Source organism: Acidovorax sp. 1608163 (genome assembly GCF_003669015.1).
Classification (GTDB): domain Bacteria; phylum Pseudomonadota; class Gammaproteobacteria; order Burkholderiales; family Burkholderiaceae_C; genus Acidovorax.
In genome coordinates, this window is the sequence record NZ_CP033069.1 from 664,217 (window position 1) to 683,176 (window position 18,960).

An 18,960-nucleotide genomic window follows, 5' to 3' on the forward strand; every position below is an offset into this window, starting at 1 on the left:
CTCAAGCAGTCATGCTTGTGTGAAAAGCTCAAAGATTGTTATGCCAAGTTGACGCAGTCAAAACACATAAAATCTGATTCCAAACTCTATGAATTCGCCAGGCTGTTCCACGAACAGCCCAGCACCAAGTTATGCCTGATGACCATAGCAAGTTGGTACCACTCCTTCCCATCCCGAACAGGACAGTGAAACGACTTTGCGCCGATGATAGTGCGGGTTCCCGTGTGAAAGTAGGTCATCGTCAGGCTCTTATAGCCCCAATACCCCCAGTCCCAACGGATTGGGGGGTTTTGCGTTTGGGGCTATCGAAATGAACACTATCCCCAACCTCGGATGGCCATATGCTGACATTGCTCCGGCAGGCTAACTTCTGCTCGGTGAAGGGATCAAAGCCGCTCAGCCGACTGCTCACGGCATTACTCCAGCTACATCGTCCGCTTTGCTATAGCATTGACGAAAACGTAAACGTCAATTTGAACCGAGTGGTGCTTTTGGGCTCCGCGACACGGTTTCCTTCAGCATGGCCAACACCTACACCATCAGCGAGCTCGCCAAAGAGTTCGATCTCACTACACGGGCTATCCGTTTTTACGAAGACATGGGCTTGTTGCAGCCTGACCGCACAGGGGTGGGGGGCGGGCGCGTATTTACAGTGCGCGTGATCGAACGCGTCTGCGTTTGACACTGCGGGCCAAGCGTCTAGGCCTCTCCCTGACGGAGGCCAAAGAGATCATCGATCTGTATGACAGTCCCAGAGATACGGGCGTGCAGTTGAAAAAATTTTTGGATGTGCTTGCAGTCCATCGCAAGCAGTTGGAGGCGCAATTGGCAGACCTCCAGGCCAATCTGGAAGAAGTCCGAGACCACGAAAAAGAGGCGCGTGCTTTGTTGTTGAAGTCAGAAAAGCAAAAATGATTCATAATTGACGTTTACGTAAACGTCAATTCATGGTGCTTTCGTGACCGCTTCTAAGTTTGAGCCTCGGTGTACATCATTCCGGTCCCGTGTTGAAGACAGCTTTCGCAAACAAGGCGCGATGGCAACGCTGGGCGCTCGCTTGGCTGCTATTGCACCGGGCTCGGTCGATATCGAGCTGGACTGGGCTGCCGGACTGACCCAGCAGCATGGTTTTTTGCACGCTGGCGTCGTCTCTACTGCTCTGGATTCCGCTTGCGGCTATGCCGCCTTGACGCTCATGCCTGAGGAGGTTGCGGTCCTCACCATCGAGTTCAAGATCAATCTGCTGGCGCCCGCTTCGGGAGAGTGCTTTCGCATGGAAGGTCGTGTGCTGAAGTCTGGGCGTACGATCACCGTATCTGAAGGCCATGCCTTTGCGCTGCAGGCGGGGCATGAAAAGCTCGTTGCCACCATGGGCTGCACCTTGATGGCGGTAGCGGGGCGCGAGCAACTGCGTGATTGACACCAACCATTCTGATAAGGAGACAACCCCATGAGCCTTCCATCCAACCTTCCTGGTTTGAACTTCCAACTGGGTGAGGACATCGATGCTTTGCGAGATGCCGTGCGGGATTTTGCGCAGTCGGAAATTGCGCCCCGCGCTGCGGAGATCGATCACACAGACCAATTTCCGATGGACCTGTGGCGCAAAATGGGCGACTTGGGCGTGCTCGGCATCACCGTGCCTGAACAGTACGGCGGCGCCGCCATGGGCTACCTGGCCCACATGGTGGCGATGGAGGAAATCTCGCGCGCCAGCGCCTCGGTGGGGCTGTCTTATGGCGCACACAGCAACCTGTGCGTGAACCAGATCAATCGCAACGGGAATGGGGCGCAGAAGGCCAAGTACCTGCCCAAACTCATCAGCGGTGAGCACGTGGGCGCCCTGGCCATGAGCGAGCCCGGTGCGGGCTCGGACGTGATCAGCATGAAGCTCAAGGCCGAGGACAAGGGCGGCTACTACCTGCTCAACGGCAACAAAATGTGGATCACCAATGGCCCGGACGCCGACACCCTGGTGGTCTATGCCAAGACGGAGCCCGAATTGGGCGCGCGCGGTGTCACGGCCTTCCTGATCGAGAAAGGCATGAAGGGGTTTTCCATAGCACAAAAGCTCGACAAGCTCGGCATGCGCGGCAGCCACACTGGTGAATTGGTGTTCCAGGACGTTGAAGTGCCCGCCGAGAACGTGCTGGGCGGGGTGAACCAAGGCGCCAAGGTGCTCATGAGCGGCCTGGACTACGAACGTGCCGTACTGACTGGAGGGCCTTTGGGCATCATGCAGGCGGTGATGGACAACGTCATCCCCTATATTCACGACCGCAAACAGTTTGGTCAAAGCATTGGCGAGTTCCAGCTCATCCAAGGCAAGGTCGCAGACATGTACACCGTGCTGCAGGCGGGGCGCTCGTTCGCCTACACCGTGGCCAAGAACCTGGACATGCTGGGGACGGACCATGTTCGTCAGGTGCGCAAGGACTGCGCCAGCGTCATTCTGTGGTGCGCCGAAAAGGCCACCTGGATGGCGGGCGAAGGCGTGCAGATTTTTGGCGGCAACGGCTATATCAACGAATACCCGTTGGGTCGCCTCTGGCGCGATGCCAAGCTGTACGAAATCGGCGCCGGTACCAGCGAAATCCGGCGCATGCTGATTGGACGGGAACTGTTCGCAGAGACAATGTAGTTTCCGCTCGGACCTTGGCATGGAGAAAACGTGAGAATTTACTGGATAGTTTTAGCGCTCCTATTTCCCTTGCTATCCCGAGCACAGGCGATTCAGTCTTGTGACCCATCGCCTGAATCCCTGGTCGACAACCGTTCTGTTGCGCAGTTGCGTGAATTGATACAAACGAAGAACTTCAAGGGGTTGGAGGATGCTCTGGAAGACCGGCTCAAACGTTACGAAGCTGGTCAGTACAGCGATCTCGCCCTTTTTTTGTTGATTGATGGAGCCGTGTCTTCGGCCGATGCATCGTTTGATCCGATTTTGAAGCAATGGATTGCAGAGCGGCCTCGCCATTTGATGGCGCGCATAGTCCGCGCAAACTATCACATAGGGGTTGCTTATAAAAAGCGGGGCAGTGCGGTTGCAAACCAGACTTCTTCTGAGCAGTTCGCCGCGATGGGTGCAGAGTTTGCGAAGGCATTCACTGATCTCAAGGTGGCGTTGGAAATTCGACCCAACTCGCCCCTAGCGATAGCCGGCCTGATCCAGATTGCACGTGCGACTGGTGGTAGACCCGCCGCCCTTGGTTGGATAGAGGAAGCGGAAAGACGAGATCCCGCCAATTTGTCTGCTCGCTGGGTGGCGATCAAGGCTTTGGACCAGCGTTGGGGTGGACATCCTGAGGATATTGACTTCCTTGTGGAGCGGGCTATGAAGGCTCCGCTGGCACCGGCGCGGCGACGTGCCCTGCAGTGGAAGGCGGAGATGACTCAGGGGGACTATTTCTACAGCATGTCCAAAGAGAACACAAAAGCCATCGTGCACTACAGGAAAGCCGCAAGCCTGTGCGCAAGTTCCGACGCGCTTTGGAAGTTATCGAGCGCCGCCTATGACCTAGAGAATTGGGCGGTAGTGATCGACTCTGTGAGTGAATTTTTGGTGCTAAAGCCGGATGCACAGAGAGCTTATGCGAGGCGTGGCTGGGCCAAAGAGAGCCTGAATCGCTTGCCAGACGCAATTCCTGATTACGAGAAAGCGGCAGCTTTGGGCGATGACTGGGCGCAGAACAAGCTAGGCTATTTGTTGATGACAGGAAATGGGGTCAACAAAGATATTCCGCGAGCGCGCAAACTTTTTGAGGCAGCTGCTGCACAAGGTAACCAGCATGCACCAGCCAATTTGGCTTCTATACGGTAATCCCACCGCTGAAAATTTTGCCCGCATGAGTGCGTGATTGGTGCTGTGGAGTTGCGGAAGAGCTGCCTTCGTGGGGCTGTTCTTCTGGCATTTGCCTCACAAACTCAAAGTACCCATTCCAAAACAAGACACATTAAAAGGACACCATGCCTACATCCATCGACGACCTGTTTGTACACAACCGCGCCTGGGCGGCTCAGATGGAGCGTGAGCGGCCCGGCTTTTTCACCAGCTTGCTGGCGCAGCAAAAGCCCAAGTACATGTGGGTGGGGTGTTCCGACAGCCGGGTGCCGGCCAACCAGATCACGGGGCTGGAACCGGGCGAGGTCTTTGTCCACCGCAACGTGGCCAATGTGGTGGTGCCTACCGATCTCAACTGCCTGTCCACCATCCAATATGCGGTGGACCAGTTGCATGTGGAGCATCTGATGGTGGTGGGCCACTACGGCTGTGGTGGCGTGCTGGCGGCGTTGGAGGGCATTCGCGTGGGCTTGGCAGACAACTGGATCCGCCACGTGACGGACGTGCGTGACCGCCACCGCGACCTGATCGCTTCGGTGGAGCCGCAATGGCGCCACGATGTGCTGTGCGAACTCAATGCCATCGAGCAGGTGGTCAACATTGCGCAGACCACCGTGATGCTGGACGCCTGGGGCCGTGGCCAGAAGGTGACTTTGCATGGCTGGTGCTATGGCCTCAAGGACGGGCTCATCAACAACCTGCACATGACGGTAGACAGCACCCAAGGCCTGGACGCCCTGTACCGCGCGGCCATCGCTGGCGTGGCTGCCACGCGGCGGGGTTAAGGCGCCAGAACGGGCCCTGGGCAATCCGGCGATCAGCCCCTACCTGCGCTGCCATGTTTCCCCAGCGGCTCGACTCTCCCCAGGCCTATGCCATCGCCAAGGCGATGATGGATGGTTTTAACCGCCATTACCGCCTGTTTCGCACCGAATCGGCCCGCGCCAAGCACCGGTTTGAAACCGCCGACTGGCTGGGGCAGCAGCGGGCGCAGCGCGAACGCATCGAGTTCTACGACCTGCGCGTGAAGGAATGCGTGCGGCGGCTGGAGAAAGAATTTGGTGCGGGGGCGCAGCCCATGGCCGTCTGGCATCAGGCCAAGCTCCATTACATCGGGCTGCTGGTCAATCACCACCAGCCGGAGCTGGCCGAGACGTTTTTCAACTCGGTCACCTGCAAGATACTGCACCGCACGCATTTTCAGAACGACTTCATTTTTGTGCGCCCGGCCGTCAGCACCGAATACATCGAGAGCGACGAGCCCACCGCCAAGCCCACCTACCGCGCCTACTACCCCTCGCGCGATACGCTGCACCAGACGCTGATCACCATTGTCGAGAACTTCGGGCTGCAGCGCGCTTTTGCCCATCTGGAGCGCGACACGCGCCACGTGCTGGCCGCCATGCAAACCCGGCTGGCGCAGGTCAAGCTGCGGGCCAACTTCCAGATCCAGGTGCTCACCAGCCTGTTCTTTCGCAACAAGGGCGCCTACGCGGTGGGGCGGATCATCAATGGCTTCACCGAGGTGCCCTTTGCCCTGCCCATCCTGCACGATGACCAGGGCCAACTGACCATCGACGCCGCGCTGTTTGGTGAGGAAGACCTGCAAATTCTGTTCAGCTTTGCGCGGGCGTACTTCATGGTCGATATGGAAGTGCCCAGCGCCTACGTGCAGTTTCTGCGCAGCCTCATGCCGCGCAAGCCTCGGGCCGAAATCTACAACGCGCTGGGCCTGGCCAAGCAGGGCAAGACACTGTTCTACCGCGATTTTCTGCAGCACCTGCGGCACTCCACCGACCAGTTCCGCATTGCGCCCGGCATCAAGGGCATGGTCATGCTGGTGTTTGACCTGCCCAGCTTCCCGTACGTCTTCAAGCTCATCAAAGACTACTACCCGCCGCAAAAGGACACGACGCGCGAACAGGTCAAGGGCAAGTATTTGCTGGTGAAGCAGCACGATCGCGTGGGGCGCATGGCCGATACGCTCGAATACAGCGAGGTGGCGTTTCCGCGCGACCGCTTCAGCGACGAGCTGATTGCCGAGATCGAGAAATTCGCACCCAGCCAGCTGGAGATCAGCGACCGCGATGGCGATGGCCAGACCGAAGTCATCATCAAGCACCTGTACATCGAGCGGCGCATGATCCCGCTCAACATCTACCTGCAAGAGGCACTGGACGCAGGCCCTGATGACCCGCATGCACGCCAACAGATCGAGCGCTGCGTGGTCGAGTACGGCAATGCCATCAAAGACATGGTGGCCGCCAATATCTTCCCGGGCGACATGCTGTGGAAGAACTTCGGCATCACCCGCCATGGCAAGGTCGTGTTCTACGACTACGACGAGATCGAATACCTCACCGACTGCAACTTCCGCCGCGTGCCCCCGCCCCGCAGCGAAGAGGACGAGATGAGCGGCGAGGTCTGGTACACGGTGGGCCCACGTGATGTGTTTCCCGAAACTTTCGGCCCCTTTCTGCTGGCCCAGCCCGTGGTGCGCGATGCCTTTATGCAGCACCACGCCGACCTGCTGGATGCCGCCTTCTGGCAGGCGCACAAAACCCGCATCCAGGCCGGCCATGTGATCGACGTTTTTCCCTACGACCAGGAGCGGCGTTTTGTGCACGCCCCCGCCTGAATGGTGCGCACGCACCGACCGCAGTTCCCCATGCTTCTTTCCACTTTTTAAAACAGGAGACCTCCATGCCGACACCTCAAGCCCCCGCCCACCAAGACCCCATCGTCATCACCGGCGCCGCGCGCACGCCCATGGGCGCGCTGCAGGGCGACTTTGCTGCGCTGGCCGCGCATGACCTGGGCGGCGTGGCCATCCAGGCTGCCGTGCAGCGTGCGGGCATTGCCCCCGGTGCCGTGGGTGAGGTGCTGTTTGGCAACTGCCTGATGGCGGGCCAGGGCCAAGCCCCTGCGCGCCAGGCGGCCTTCAAGGGCGGCCTGCCCAAAGAAGCGGGCGCCGTCACCCTCAGCAAGATGTGCGGCTCGGGCATGAAGGCCGCCATGATGGCGCACGACATGCTGCTGGCCAGCACGCACGACGTGATGGTGGCGGGCGGTATGGAAAGCATGACCAACGCCCCTTACCTGCTGCAAAAGGGCCGAGGCGGCTACCGCCTGGGCCACGACCGCATCTTTGACCACATGATGCTCGACGGCCTGGAAGACGCCTACGAGGCTGGCCGCTCCATGGGCACCTTTGGTGAAGACTGCGCTGCCAAGTACCAGTTCACCCGCGAGCAGCAAGACGCCTTTGCCACCGCCAGCGTGCAGCGCGCCAAGGCAGCCACAGAATCCGGCGCATTCGCCGCCGAGATCGTGCCCGTCACCGTCAAGACCCGCGCGGGCGAGGTGGTGGTGTCGGTGGACGAAGGCCCAGGCAAGGTCAAGCTCGAAAAGATCGCCACCTTGAAGCCCGCCTTCAAGAAAGACGGCACCATCACCGCCGCCTCCAGCTCCAGCATCAACGACGGCGCTGCGGCGCTGGTGCTCATGCGCCAGTCCACCGCGCAGCAGCTGGGCAGCCAGCCTGTGGCCCGCATCGTGGCCCATGCCACGCATGCGCAAGAGCCCGAGTGGTTTGCCACCGCGCCCGTGGGCGCCACGCACAAGGTGCTGGCCAAGGCGGGCTGGCAGGTGGGCGATGTGGATCTGTGGGAAATCAACGAAGCCTTCGCCGTGGTGCCCATGGCCCTCATGAAAGAGCTGAACCTGCCCCACGACAAGGTGAACGTCAACGGTGGCGCCTGTGCGCTGGGCCACCCCATCGGTGCCAGCGGCGCGCGCATCATCGTCACGCTCATCCATGCCCTCCAGGCCCGTGGCCTGCGCCGGGGCGTGGCCACGCTGTGCATTGGCGGTGGCGAGGCCACCGCCATGGCCATTGAGCTGGTGTGACGGCCCGCCGCCGGCCTTGATGTAAAGCAGCCCATCCCGCGCGGAGTGGGCTGCTGCTTCTGAAATACTACGGGTTTTCACCCCCTCAGGAACCCCATGCCGTCCACTCCCCACATCGCCGCGTTCTGGCGCGATTTCGCAGCCGCCGAAGCCACCCTCCAGGCCGTGCCGCTGCGCGAGCGCGTTGAGCAGGCCAACGACCTGCTGACGCCCCATGTGCAGGGCCTGGCGCTGGAGATGCAGGGCGGGCCCGACGATGAGGTGATCGAGCTGATCGTCACCGCCCACGGCAGCATCGAGAACTTTCCGCTGCTCTCGCAGGTGGTGGCTGCCGCGCCCAAGCTGGCGCACTACCGCGTGACGGCGTTCCGCGAGCGCAGCAAGCACCCTGACTTTCCGATTGGCATGGACGGGTTTGAGCTGTCCACCAACGACGTGCTGGTGGCCCTGCAGCAAGACAACGGCCAGGTGGCGCTGGAGCTGCGCTTTGCCCGCGAGATTCCGCACGACTTCGAGGACCACGCCCGCCACATGACCTTCATCATGATGGACCATGTGCTGGGTGAATTCGACTTTTCTGTGAAGGTGGGCGCGGTGGACTTTGTGGGCGAAGACTACGACCAGGACGTGACTTGGACGCCCCTGAGCCAGCTGCAGCCCGTGTTCGACGCCTACTGGGTGCAGACCCTGGGGCGCACTGGCCACTTTCCCACGGGCGAGCCTGCCTGGGATGGGCTGGAGCTGCAGTTCAACTGCGCGGTGGACGATGAAGGCAACGACGTCGAAGACGACGAGGACGCGGACGGCAGCGAAGGCCCGCAGGAGACCGGCGTGGTGATGATCAACACCAGCGCCAACGCCGTGGCCATGCGTGCCGACCTGGCCTACGCCCTGACGCTGGACCTGGCCGTGCCCGACAGCGACACCCTCACCGCCGTGCAAGACCTGCACGACCAGGCCGCCACGCTGCTGCAGGTGCCGCAACTGGGCATCTTGGCGATGACGCTGATGCGCGCTGGCCGCCGCCAGGCCCTGTATTACGTGAGCGATGAGCAACTGGCCAAGCAAACCCTGGCGCCTTTGCTGCTGCGTGACGAGGCCGCCTCGCTGGAGCTGAAGGTGGGGTTTGACCCCGCATGGTCGGGCTACTTTGAGTACGCGGGCTACCTGTCCTGATCCCCTTGTCCATTGGTGGGCGTGCCACGCTTGCCGTCACGGTTTGAACGCTGGAGTCCCCATGATCGAAACCCTGGAGCAGCTGCGCCGCCTGTATGCCCAACCCGCCGAGCGGGCCCTGCGCAAACAACAGCCGTTGCTGGACGCCCATTGCCGGCACTTCATCGCCCTCTCGCCGTTTTGCGTGGTGGCCTCCGCCGGCGCGGCCACGGCGCAGAGTGAGCACGCCGGGCAGGGCGGGGCGCTGCTCGATGCTTCGCCGCGCGGCGGTGCCCCAGGCTTTGTCAAAGCGCCCGATGCCCACACCCTGCTGCTGCCCGATTCGGGTGGCAACAACCGGCTCGATACGCTGACCAACCTGCTGGCCGACCCGCGCATCGGCCTGCTGTTCATGATTCCCGGCGTGGACGAAACCCTGCGCGTGAATGGCACGGCCCGGCTGCGTGATGAGGCCGCCTTCACCGATCTGTTTGCTAGCGAGCGCCAGCGCCCCAAGCTGGTCATTGAAGTGCAGGTGGCCGAGGCTTACCTGCACTGCTCCAAGGCCTTCATGCGCTCGCGCTTGTGGCAGGCCGATGCGCAGGTGGACCGCAGCGTGCTGCCGTCCATGAACCAGATGATCCACGACCAGATCGGCCTGGCCACCGAGCCCGAAACCCACGCCGCCATGCTGCAGCGCTACCGCGCCCAACTGGCGCAAGAGCAGCAACTGGGCGATGCGTGACATGGTGCACCCCCTGCGTCGCCTTCGGCGCCTCGGTGCAGCCGCCAGAGGCGGTTGCTCTTCGAGGACGTCCAAACCTGCGCAGGCAGGTTTGGAGCCGCGCCTCTCAGCCCCTGCAGGGGGACGACACCCTCGCTGCGGGGCGGCCCTTGCCAGGTGTCCCTCGCCTGGGCCGTGCCAGTTTTGTGGACTGCGAGTGGTGCGTCGAACGGTGTCCCCATGCGATGGCATGGTTGCAAATGCTCCTATATTTGTAGCTGCTTGCGCTTGATGAATAAGCGCTAGAGCCTTATTTCATTCCAATTCACCTATGAAATCCATCCTCATCATCGGCGCATCCCGCGGCATTGGCCTGGAACTGGTGCGCCAGTACACCGAAGCGGGCCGCCGCGTCATCGCCACGGTGCGCGACGACGCCGGGCGCGAGCGCGTGCAGGCCCTGGGCGCTGACGTGCTCACGGTGGATGTGGCGAACCCCGCCAGCGTCAGCGGCCTGGCCTGGCAGCTGGACGGCGAAAAGCTCGACCTGGCGCTGTACGTGGCGGGCGTGATCCGCCGCCCCAACGCCCTGACGCCCCCCACCCAGCAAGACTTTGATGCCGTCATGCGCACCAACGTGCTGGGCGCCATGCAGGCCATCCCGCAGGTGGCACCTTTGGTCGCGGATGCGGGCGGCGTGTTTGCCTTCCTCTCATCGTCCATGTCGCAGATCGGAAGCGTGCCGAACAGCGAATCGTGGCTGTACCGCACCAGCAAGGCGGCGCTGAACATGGCCGTGGCTTCCGCCCAGCACAACTACCCCGGCGCCACGCTGGTCACCATCGACCCCGGCTGGGTGCAGACCGACATGGGCGGCGGCACCGCGCCGCTGTCGGTGGAGGACAGCGTGCGTGGCCTGCGCAACACGCTGGCCAGCGTGACTGCTGCAGACAAAGGGCGGCTGCTGCACCACGACGGCCGCCGTGCCAGCCACTGGTAGGCCGCCGCCGCAACCACCTCATCACATATAAAAACTCTGGAGACAAACCACCATGCTGCTCACCCAAGACCAGGAAATGATCCGCGACGCCGTGCGCGACTTTGCCCAAACCGAGCTGTGGCCCCACGCCGCGCGTTGGGACAAGGAGCACCACTTCCCCAAAGAAGCCCACCAGGGCCTGGCCGCCCTCGGCGCCTACGGTATTTGCGTGCCCGAAGAGTTCGGTGGCGCGAACCTCGACTACCTCACGCTCGCGCTGGTGCTCGAAGAGATCGCGGCGGGTGATGGCGGCACCAGCACCGCCATCAGCGTGACCAACTGCCCCGTCAACGCCATCCTCATGCGCTACGGTAACGCGCAGCAAAAGCGCGACTGGCTCACGCCGCTGGCGCGTGGCGAGATGCTGGGCGCGTTTTGCCTGACCGAGCCGCATGTGGGGTCCGACGCGTCCGCGCTGCGCACCACGGCAGTGAAGCAGGGCGATGAATACGTCATCAACGGCGTCAAGCAGTTCATCACCAGCGGCAAGAATGGCCATGTGGCCATCGTCATCGCCGTCACCGACAAGGGCGCGGGCAAGAAGGGCATGAGCGCCTTCCTGGTGCCCACCAGCAACCCCGGCTATGTGGTGGCGCGGCTCGAAGACAAGCTGGGCCAGCACAGCAGCGACACGGCGCAGATCAACTTCGACAACTGCCGCATCCCGGCCGAGAACCTGATCGGTGCCGAGGGCGAGGGCTACAAGATTGCGCTCGGCGCGCTCGAAGGCGGGCGCATTGGCATCGCCGCGCAAAGCGTGGGCATGGCGCGCAGCGCGTTCGACGTGGCGCTGGCGTATTCCAAAGAGCGCGAAAGCTTTGGCACCGCCATCTTCAACCACCAGGCCGTGGGCTTTCGCCTGGCCGAGTGCGCCACGCAGATCGAGGCCGCGCGCCAGCTCATCTGGTACGCCGCCGCGCTGCGCGATGCGGGCAAGCCTTGCCTGAAGGAAGCCGCCATGGCCAAGCTGTTTGCCAGCGAGATGGCCGAGCGCGTGTGCAGCGCTGCCATCCAGACGCTGGGCGGCTACGGCGTGGTGAACGACTTCCCGGTGGAGCGCATTTACCGCGACGTGCGCGTGTGCCAGATCTACGAAGGCACGAGCGACGTGCAGAAGATCCTCATCCAGCGTGCGCTGGCCTAAGGCCCTCCCTTTGCAGAGTATTTGCTATTGATTTAATAGCTTCTAGCGCTTGTTGAATAAGCGCTAGCAGCCATTTTGTTTGAATATTCAGGGTGTGCTGCGCGGCTTCAGCACCACCGTGATCTGGCCGTTGGTCTCGATGGTGGCGCGCTCCACCTCGTGCAATGCCAGGCAGCCGCTGGCGCGCAAGGCGGCGCCCAGGTCGTCGGCGGTGATCAGTTCCTCGCGCATCAGCCGCTCATTCACCTGCCCCTTGTCCACCAGCACCTGGGGCGTGCCGTCCACCCACCGGGCCAGCCAGGGCGAGCGAAAGGTCAGCTGCGCCAGCACCACATGGCAGCCGATCAGCGTCAGGGCCGAGATCAGCCCGCCCACCAGCGAGTTGTCGCCTGCGTTCATCGAGTTCTGCACCGCGTTGGACAGCACCAGCAGCAGCACCAAGTCAAAGGGCGCGTACTGCCCGGTTTGGCGTTTGCCCGTCAGCCGCAAAAACACCAGCAGGAACACATACACCACCATGCCCCGCACGACAAACTCCCACCACGGCACGCTCATTTGCCACATCGCACTACTCCTTGTTGCACCTTGTCTGGCGATGCCAGTCTAGGGCCTGGCTCCTCTCGGCGAAAATCAGCCCTGTTTGCCGCACTGACGCCCTCCGCGCCGCCAGTGTGTTGTCCACCTCCACTGAAAGACCCCCACCATGCAGCGCCGCCATTTCCACCAAGCCAGCGCAGGGGCGCTGGGTGCCCTGTTGTTGGCTACTTACTCCCGTGCCTGGGCCCTGTCGCTGGGCGACTTGACCAATGCCGACGCCTCCAGCGGCCTCAAGGCCGCACTGGCGCAAGGCGCGCAGGCAGCGGTGTCCCTGCTCGGGCGCACCGACGGGTTTTTGGGCAACCCGCAGGTGCGCATCGGCCTGCCGGGCTACTTGCAAGACGCGGCCAAGGTCATGAAGTCCATGGGCCAGGGCAAGCGCATTGATGAACTGGTCACCTCCATCAACCGCGCAGCCGAGGCCGCCGTGCCCATGGGCAAGGATCTGCTGGTGGGTGCCGTGCAGTCCATGAGCGTGACCGACGCCAAGAACATCCTGGCGGGCGGCGATACCTCCGTCACCCAGTTCTTCGTCACCAAGACCCGTGCCCCGCTGGCCGAGCGCTTTTTGCCCGTGGTGAACCAGGCCACCGAGAAGGTGGGCCTCACCCAGAAGTACAACGCCTTCGCGGGCAAGGCCGCCAGCTTTGGCCTGCTCAAGCCCGAAGAGTCCAACCTCGCCACCTACGTCACCGGCAAAACGCTGGACGGCCTGTTCTTCATGATCGGTGAGGAAGAGCGCAAGATCCGCCAGAACCCCGCAGGCGCGGGCAGCGCCATTCTGCAAAAGGTGTTTGGGGCCTTGCGTTGAACCCCAAGAAAGCGGCCCCTGCCACAGCGGCCTGCCCCTGTGGCCGCCAGCAAGGCACGGGTGCCAAGGCCCAACCCGTGGCCTATGCCGAATGCTGCGGCCGTTACCTGGACCACTGGGACACCCAGAGTGCCCCTGACGCAGAGCACCTCATGCGCTCGCGCTACACCGCCTTTGTGCGTGAGCGTACCGACTACCTGCAGGCCACCTGGCACCCCAGCCACCGCCCCGAATCGCTCGACTTTGACCCGGCCACGCAGTGGCTGGGCCTGGAAGTGCGCGGCCACTGGGTGCAAGACGCCGACCACGCTGAAGTTGAATTCGTCGCCCGCCACCGCCTGGGCGGCCGCGCCGTGCGCTTGCACGAACGCAGCCGCTTTGTGCGCGAAGGCGGGCGGTGGTTTTATGTGGACGGAGATCACCGCTGAGCGCTTGGTGATCAGGATGGGGCTGCACAGCCCGCATGGTGACGCCGGGAAACACCGGTGCGCCCAGAGAACGTGAGAGGGATGGAATGAACCATTGGATGACCGTGGCCGCTGCGGCAGCCTTGCTTGCCGTGGCCTTGCCCCTGTGGATGTGGCTGGCCATGGCCCGCAGCCTCGCGCAGTTGCGGCTGCAGCCCGTGGCCGTGCAGGTGCTGGACCGCGCTGCCGTGCCTGCGCCGCACCGGGGCATTCTCGATGCCGCAGCGGGCGATGTGATGGCCATGGGGTTCACCTACAGCTACAGCCTGCAGTGCAGCCCCACGGCCTGCATTGCGGGCATGCCCTGGGTGTACAGCGATGTGTATGTGTCGGCCGACGGGCGCACGCAGTTGCAGGTGTCCCCCTCCACCTTGCCCGAGGCCGGGCGCGCCTGCACGTTCCAGTGGGCCACCGTGTGGGCCGATGCTGGGCCGCATGACCTGACGGTGCATTGCTTTCGCCACTTTCTGCTGTGGTGGCCTGCCACCTGGCGGGTGCACGACGACTACCTGCCATCCGTGCCCCAGGCTTGGGCCGGACACCAGCGCCGCGTAGAGGCTGCTTGCGCTGCAGGCCGACAGCCCGTGACCGATGTGGCTGCGGTGCGCGAGGTGTGCCTGGGCTTGCTGCAAGGCATGCTGCCCGAGGGGCAGGCCCGTGGCTACCTCACCCCCTTCACGGCACCGATCTCGGCACCGGTGGCTGCGCCCCCGCTCAGCGAAACCGCCGCACCCACTTTGCCGCTGTGGCGCATGCGCGGATGGGCCGCGCTGCGGCAGGCGCCCACGCTGGTGCGTGGCATGCGCCGCGCCGCCCAGGTGATGGCGCGCTCGCCAGTGCCTGCCGCTTCCTTAGCAACCGCGGCTCCTTTGTCCGATACCGCCTCGCCAGCGGGTGTGGACGCAGCATTGCATGCAGACCTGCAGGCCTTTGCGCAACACCAGTCGCACCAGGCCGAGGTGGCCGCCCGCCCGCGGCGCAAGTGGCTGGCACTGGGCGCCACGGCCGCCCTGTTTGTGCTGGTGGGGGCGTGTTGATGAGCTGGCGCAGCGCCCTGGTGCTGCTCGTGGTCATCGGTTCGCACGAAGGTGGACATTGGCTGGCCATGCGCACGCTGGGCTACCGCAACCTCTCGGTGCTGTTCATCCCGGGGCTCGGTGGTGTGGCCCTGGGCCACAAACCCAGCGCGTCCACCTGGAACAAGCTGGCGGTGTACCTGGCCGGGCCGGTGCCAGGGCTGTTGCTGGCCATGGGGCTGATGGGCGCATTGGCCAAGGGCTGGCTGGCGCCGTCTGCGTGGGTACCGGACTTTGTCCTGATGTGCCTCATCATCAATTACCTGAACCTGCTGCCCGTGCATCCGCTGGACGGCGGGCGCGTGGTGGAGTCGCTGCTGTTCGTGCGCTGGCCTGTCTTGCGCTTTGTCTTTGTGCTCGCAGGCATGGTGGCGTTGGGGGCCCTGGGCTGGTTGCTGCACGATGCCATCACGCTGGCCCTGGCGGGGCTGCTGGCCATGGGCCTGCCTTACCACTGGCGGCTGATGCGGGTGGACCGCCAGGTGCCACGCCCCGCAGCGGGGCAGGCCTTGACCGAGGCCGAGGCTGCGACCCGGGTGTTCACCGCCCTCCAGCAGCCCCAGTTTGCCCGCTGGTCCTTCGCGCAGCGCCTGGGCGCCGTGCGGGCTTTGCTACCCGAGCTGCAGGGCACGCGCCTCGGGTTGCTTGGCACCCTGGCAGGTTTGGCGCTGTATCTGGCTTGCCTTGCTTTGCCCGCAGCGGCGTTGTGGGCCACGGGGGCTGGGCCCTTGTTCATGGCGGCGCGCTCGGCGCCCCAGTACCTGCCCGATGTGGTCGATGAGAAATCCCCACCCACCTACAGCGCATCTGCCAGCGGTTTTGTCACCCCCGAGGAATGGACGCGCCGCCTCGAAAAAACCGACACCCTGCCCGAGTCTCAGCGTTTGCCGCTGTACGTGGAGGCGGCAGACGATGCCCTGGAGCTGGAAGACACCCAGGCCGCGCTGGACCGCTACCAACAGGCCTGGGCACTGGCAGAGCCACTGCCTGCCAGCAACCCGCTGCGGGCGCGCACCTTGCTGGGGCTGCTGCAGGCCACGGAAGACCCGCAAGAGTCCCGCGCCTGGGGGCTGCGCCTGCTGGCCGAGATGCCTGCGGACGCCGATGCGTCGCTGCGCCTGTGGCAGGCCCGGGCCGAGTCCTCGTTGGCCCACAGCGCGGCCTCGCTGAACGAATCCATCGAGCGCATGCAACGCGCGCTGGCCCTGTGGGAGGCGGCTGACGCCGCGCCACCCGCTGGCCCACCCGCTGCCACACGCTCTGGCCTCTCGCCCTCGTTCTACAGCGCGGCCACGGCGCGCTCCGTCCTGTCGCGCTGGCGCATGCAGCAGGCAGGTGAAGGTGATGCCCAAGAGGCAAAGCAAGAGGCCCAGCGCCTGCTGCAGCGCAATGTGGATGCCTGGCCCACCCCCGCCGAAGGCGACCGCAGCCGCGGCGCCTTGGCTGCGCGTGTGGGCCGTGCCGATGCGCAGTTGGACCTGGCCTGGCTGCTGCTGGACCAAGGGGCTACCGATCGTGCGGTGCCCCTCACCCAGCAGGTGCTGGCGCAGGTGCCTGCGCCGGTCACCGCCAGCTGGGTGCACCTGCAAGATCGGGCGCTGGAGACACTGGTGTGGTCTGCCATGGCCCGCCAAGACCCTGCCAGCTTGCGCTCCCACTGGCAGGCCTGGCTGCAGTCCGCCCGCAATGCGGCGTCGCCCCGGCGTGATGCGCTGTGGCAGTTGGACCGGTGGGCCGTCATGCAGCGGCTGGGTGACGCCCGCCAGGCGCAAGAGGCCCGTGCCGACATCCTGCGCCGCGCCAAGCCCGGTGCATACTGGGCCATGCGATGGTGCGGCCCTCCCGCGTCGGCCCTGCAGGTCCCTGAAGTACCCGGTGTTCGCGAGCTGGCACGCCGAGAGGCCGCGCAAGCCACGGGCCTGTGTGAGCGGATGGCAGAGCCTGCAGGCAACCCCCCAAACTGAAAACCCCCTCCCGACGGGCATCCCCCACGGGTACAAGCGAGTGTGAACGGATGATGCAATTTGACGCGGTATTGTTTGACTGCGATGGCGTGCTGGTCGACAGCGAACCCATCACCAACGGCGTGCTGTGCGCCATGCTCAACGAGGCTGGTTGGGCCATCGGTGCGCAGGAATGCATGGACATCTTCATCGGCAAGACGGTGCGCGGCGAGGCGGCCCGCATCGAGTTGCACACCGGCCAGCCGCTGACGGACGCCTGGATGGCCGCGTTCTACGCGCGGCGCAACGCCGAGCTGGAGGCGCGCCTCACGGCCATCGAGCACATCCACCCCACCATCGAGCGGGTGCACGCCCACCACAACGGGCGCATCGCCTGTGCCTCGGGGGCCGATCGGCTCAAGGTCGAGATGCAACTGGCCAAGGTGGGGCTCACCCCATTTTTTGACGGCCGTATTTTCAGCGGCCACGAAATGCCCGCCACCAAGCCCGCCCCCGATGTGTACCTGGCCGCTGCCGCCGCCTTGCAAACCCCGCCGCAGCGCTGTGCCGTGGTGGAAGACACCGTGACCGGTGTCACGGCCGGTGTGGCCGCCGGTGCCACCGTGTTTGCCTACGCCCCGCTGGACGACGGCGCCGCACTGCGCGCAGCAGGGGCTGTGCAGGTCTTTCGCAGCATGGCCGATCTGCCTGCGTTGCTGGGCTGCTGAGCGCAGCCGTTCCATGTTTCACCGGCTTGCCAACGTGCCTCTTCACACAAACACCCATCCGCGCCTGAGCCCCCTGTGGCGTTGGATGGCCCACTCAGCGCTCATCGTGGGGCTGGGGCTTTTGAGTGCCTGCTCATCCGTGCGGCCCTGGGTCAACGAGCCCTTGCCCGCAGAGGACCAGAGCGTGCCCCTGCGCAAGTCCGAGCGCGACCCCTCCATCTTGGTGGCCGTGACCTTGTCGGGCGGCGGCGCGCGCGCTGCGGCGTTTGGCTTTGGGGTGCTGACGGAGATGCAGCAAACCCGCTTTGAATGGGACGGTCAGCCCACCACGCTGCTGGATGCGACGGATGTGGTCAGTGGCGTGTCGGGCGGCAGCATTGTGGCCGCCTACTTTGCTGCGCACGGCATCGAGGGGCTGCCGCGCTTTGAGCAAGATTTTTTGCGCCAGAACTTTCAGAACAGCCTCATCACCCAGGCCCTGCGGCCCGGCAACCTGATCGACCTCACCTCGCCCTGGCTGGGTCGCACCCACTTGCTGGCCCGCCGCCTGGACGAGCTGTACGAAGGGCGCACCTTTGGCGATGTGGAAAAGCGCCCACGCCACCCGCAGCTCTTCATCACCGCCACCGACATGTCGCTGGGCACGGGGTTTGAGTTCACCTGGGAGCAGTTTGCGTTGATCTGCTCCGACCTGCGCAAAGTGCCCTTGTCGTTTGCGGTGGCGGCTTCCTCGGCCGTGCCCTTGTTGCTCAGCCCCGTCACCCTGCGCAACTACGCCGATCAATGCCCCGAGCGCCAACGCACCACCACCGTCGCCGCTGAGCGCGCTGCTGCCAACGACTACCGGGCACGCTTGTACCGTGCGCACGAGGTGAGCTACCAGGACGCAGAACGCAGGCCCTACATCCACCTGGTCGATGGCGGGCTGGCCGACAACCTGGGCGTGCAGCGCTTGCTTGACCGTGCCATGGCTGGTGGCGGTCTGCGCGAGACGTTCAGCGAGGTCGGCATCCCCCCGCGCAGCATCCGCAAGCTGGTGCTGATCACCGTGAATGCCGAGCGTGATCCCTCGTACCACATCGATGCGCAGGACACCGTGCCCAACATTGCGCAGGTGGTGGACACGCTGCTGTTTGGCGCCGGTTCGCGCTCCACCCGTGAGACGCAGGAGTTTCTGCGCGACATCACCCAGCGCTGGCGCAAATCCCTGGCCGAGGGCGCACGCGGCGGCTTTGATGCGTTTGCCGACGATGCCGAGGTCCACGTCATCCCCGTCAACCTGCGCGACGCCCCAGACGCCGTGGCCCGCCGCAGGCTGCTGCAAGTGCCCACGGCGTTTTCGATTGCACCGGACGAAGTCACGGGGCTCATCGAAGCCGGGGGCAGCGTGCTGCGCCATTCGCCAGAGTTTCAAGCACTGGTGCAGTCGCTGAAGGGGGCGGCGGTGCCACCTGCACCACCCGCACGGCTGCAGGCGCAGGATTGAGCGGTAGACCACTCTGCGTTGCGCGAACTGGCTGGGAGCC

General features: G+C 64.1%; 17 protein-coding genes, 1 rRNA gene and 1 pseudogene. 18 read left to right on the top strand and 1 reads right to left on the bottom strand.

All coding sequences use genetic code 11. The annotated features are described in order from the left end of the window. Window positions 1–134: 134 nt before the first annotated feature. From rrf to EAG14_RS03050, 12 genes and pseudogenes are all read left to right on the top strand, one after another. A 5S ribosomal RNA gene (gene rrf / locus EAG14_RS02995) occupies window positions 135–247 on the top strand. Between the two features lie 273 nt (window positions 248–520). Further along, window positions 521–915: pseudogene (locus tag EAG14_RS03000) on the top strand (MerR family DNA-binding transcriptional regulator). Window positions 916–1,036: 121 nt separating this feature from the next. Then, window positions 1,037–1,420, top strand: a complete 384-nt coding sequence (locus EAG14_RS03005; RefSeq protein WP_121728010.1) for a PaaI family thioesterase — start codon at window positions 1,037–1,039, stop codon at window positions 1,418–1,420. Between the two features lie 30 nt (window positions 1,421–1,450). Next, window positions 1,451–2,641, top strand: coding sequence for an isovaleryl-CoA dehydrogenase (locus EAG14_RS03010; RefSeq protein ID WP_121728011.1), 1,191 nt, complete (start codon window positions 1,451–1,453; stop codon window positions 2,639–2,641). A 30-nt stretch (window positions 2,642–2,671) separates the two neighbouring features. Then, window positions 2,672–3,820: a DUF4034 domain-containing protein gene (locus EAG14_RS03015; RefSeq protein WP_121728012.1), complete on the top strand. Its 1,149-nt coding sequence runs from the start codon at window positions 2,672–2,674 to the stop codon at window positions 3,818–3,820. A 146-nt stretch (window positions 3,821–3,966) separates the two neighbouring features. Next, entirely contained in the window at window positions 3,967–4,626 is a 660-nt protein-coding gene (gene can / locus EAG14_RS03020) for a carbonate dehydratase (RefSeq protein ID WP_099742098.1), read from the top strand. A 53-nt stretch (window positions 4,627–4,679) separates the two neighbouring features. Then, window positions 4,680–6,479 carry a bifunctional isocitrate dehydrogenase kinase/phosphatase gene (gene aceK, locus EAG14_RS03025; protein ID WP_121728013.1) on the top strand — a complete coding sequence of 600 codons (1,800 nt, stop codon included), beginning with the start codon at window positions 4,680–4,682 and terminating at the stop codon, window positions 6,477–6,479. A 65-nt stretch (window positions 6,480–6,544) separates the two neighbouring features. Next, complete coding sequence (locus EAG14_RS03030) at window positions 6,545–7,750, top strand: acetyl-CoA C-acyltransferase (protein ID WP_121728014.1); 1,206 nt, start codon at window positions 6,545–6,547, stop codon at window positions 7,748–7,750. A gap of 96 nt (window positions 7,751–7,846) precedes the next feature. Beyond that, the gene (locus EAG14_RS03035) at window positions 7,847–8,926 is read left to right on the top strand and encodes a DUF695 domain-containing protein (protein WP_099656735.1); all 1,080 of its coding nucleotides are present in this window, start codon (window positions 7,847–7,849) and stop codon (window positions 8,924–8,926) included. 61 nt (window positions 8,927–8,987) lie between these two features. Beyond that, window positions 8,988–9,650: a pyridoxamine 5'-phosphate oxidase family protein gene (locus tag EAG14_RS03040; RefSeq protein WP_121728015.1), complete on the top strand. Its 663-nt coding sequence runs from the start codon at window positions 8,988–8,990 to the stop codon at window positions 9,648–9,650. A 310-nt stretch (window positions 9,651–9,960) separates the two neighbouring features. Then, a complete protein-coding gene (locus EAG14_RS03045; RefSeq protein ID WP_121728016.1) occupies window positions 9,961–10,629 on the top strand; it encodes an SDR family oxidoreductase in 669 nt (222 codons plus the stop codon). A 52-nt stretch (window positions 10,630–10,681) separates the two neighbouring features. After that, a complete protein-coding gene (locus EAG14_RS03050; protein ID WP_121728017.1) occupies window positions 10,682–11,812 on the top strand; it encodes an acyl-CoA dehydrogenase family protein in 1,131 nt (376 codons plus the stop codon). An 87-nt stretch (window positions 11,813–11,899) separates the two neighbouring features. Here the strand turns inward: EAG14_RS03050 and EAG14_RS03055 are convergent, their stop codons facing one another. Next, window positions 11,900–12,376 carry a DUF421 domain-containing protein gene (locus EAG14_RS03055; RefSeq protein ID WP_099656731.1) on the bottom strand — a complete coding sequence of 159 codons (477 nt, stop codon included), beginning with the start codon at window positions 12,374–12,376 and terminating at the stop codon, window positions 11,900–11,902. 139 nt (window positions 12,377–12,515) lie between these two features. On the opposite strand from EAG14_RS03055, the gene EAG14_RS03060 reads away from it, so the two are divergent. From EAG14_RS03060 to EAG14_RS03085, 6 genes are all read left to right on the top strand, one after another. Further along, a complete protein-coding gene (locus tag EAG14_RS03060) occupies window positions 12,516–13,220 on the top strand; it encodes a DUF4197 domain-containing protein (RefSeq protein WP_099656730.1) in 705 nt (234 codons plus the stop codon). Continuing rightward, on the top strand, window positions 13,217–13,648 hold the full coding sequence (locus EAG14_RS03065) for a YchJ family protein (protein WP_121728018.1): 432 nt from the start codon (window positions 13,217–13,219) through the stop codon (window positions 13,646–13,648). The genes EAG14_RS03060 and EAG14_RS03065 overlap by 4 nt, the downstream gene beginning before the upstream one ends. 86 nt (window positions 13,649–13,734) lie before the next feature. Next, window positions 13,735–14,724 (top strand): hypothetical protein, encoded by a 990-nt coding sequence (locus EAG14_RS03070; protein WP_162995895.1) that lies wholly within the window; start codon window positions 13,735–13,737, stop codon window positions 14,722–14,724. Next, entirely contained in the window at window positions 14,724–16,727 is a 2,004-nt protein-coding gene (locus EAG14_RS03075; protein WP_121728020.1) for a site-2 protease family protein, read from the top strand. Before EAG14_RS03070 ends, EAG14_RS03075 begins: the two co-directional genes overlap by 1 nt. 53 nt (window positions 16,728–16,780) lie before the next feature. Then, on the top strand, window positions 16,781–17,434 hold the full coding sequence (locus EAG14_RS03080; protein WP_121730265.1) for an HAD family phosphatase: 654 nt from the start codon (window positions 16,781–16,783) through the stop codon (window positions 17,432–17,434). 34 nt (window positions 17,435–17,468) lie between these two features. Further along, window positions 17,469–18,920, top strand: coding sequence for a patatin-like phospholipase family protein (locus tag EAG14_RS03085; protein ID WP_240456914.1), 1,452 nt, complete (start codon window positions 17,469–17,471; stop codon window positions 18,918–18,920). Window positions 18,921–18,960: the final 40 nt, after the last annotated feature.

Excerpts from the sequence above, each read along its gene's own strand:
- EAG14_RS03005 (WP_121728010.1), top strand. The coding sequence starts at position 1,037 with ATGGCAACGCTGGGCGCTCGCTTGGCTGCTATTGCACCGGGCTCGGTC.
- EAG14_RS03010 (WP_121728011.1), top strand. The coding sequence starts at position 1,451 with ATGAGCCTTCCATCCAACCTTCCTGGTTTGAACTTCCAACTGGGTGAG.
- can (WP_099742098.1), top strand. The coding sequence starts at position 3,967 with ATGCCTACATCCATCGACGACCTGTTTGTACACAACCGCGCCTGGGCG.
- aceK (WP_121728013.1), top strand. The coding sequence starts at position 4,680 with ATGTTTCCCCAGCGGCTCGACTCTCCCCAGGCCTATGCCATCGCCAAG.
- EAG14_RS03030 (WP_121728014.1), top strand. The coding sequence starts at position 6,545 with ATGCCGACACCTCAAGCCCCCGCCCACCAAGACCCCATCGTCATCACC.
- EAG14_RS03035 (WP_099656735.1), top strand. The coding sequence starts at position 7,847 with ATGCCGTCCACTCCCCACATCGCCGCGTTCTGGCGCGATTTCGCAGCC.
- EAG14_RS03040 (WP_121728015.1), top strand. The coding sequence starts at position 8,988 with ATGATCGAAACCCTGGAGCAGCTGCGCCGCCTGTATGCCCAACCCGCC.
- EAG14_RS03045 (WP_121728016.1), top strand. The coding sequence starts at position 9,961 with ATGAAATCCATCCTCATCATCGGCGCATCCCGCGGCATTGGCCTGGAA.
- EAG14_RS03050 (WP_121728017.1), top strand. The coding sequence starts at position 10,682 with ATGCTGCTCACCCAAGACCAGGAAATGATCCGCGACGCCGTGCGCGAC.
- EAG14_RS03055 (WP_099656731.1), bottom strand. The coding sequence starts at position 12,376 with ATGTGGCAAATGAGCGTGCCGTGGTGGGAGTTTGTCGTGCGGGGCATG.
- EAG14_RS03060 (WP_099656730.1), top strand. The coding sequence starts at position 12,516 with ATGCAGCGCCGCCATTTCCACCAAGCCAGCGCAGGGGCGCTGGGTGCC.
- EAG14_RS03070 (WP_162995895.1), top strand. The coding sequence starts at position 13,735 with ATGAACCATTGGATGACCGTGGCCGCTGCGGCAGCCTTGCTTGCCGTG.
- EAG14_RS03075 (WP_121728020.1), top strand. The coding sequence starts at position 14,724 with ATGAGCTGGCGCAGCGCCCTGGTGCTGCTCGTGGTCATCGGTTCGCAC.
- EAG14_RS03080 (WP_121730265.1), top strand. The coding sequence starts at position 16,781 with ATGCAATTTGACGCGGTATTGTTTGACTGCGATGGCGTGCTGGTCGAC.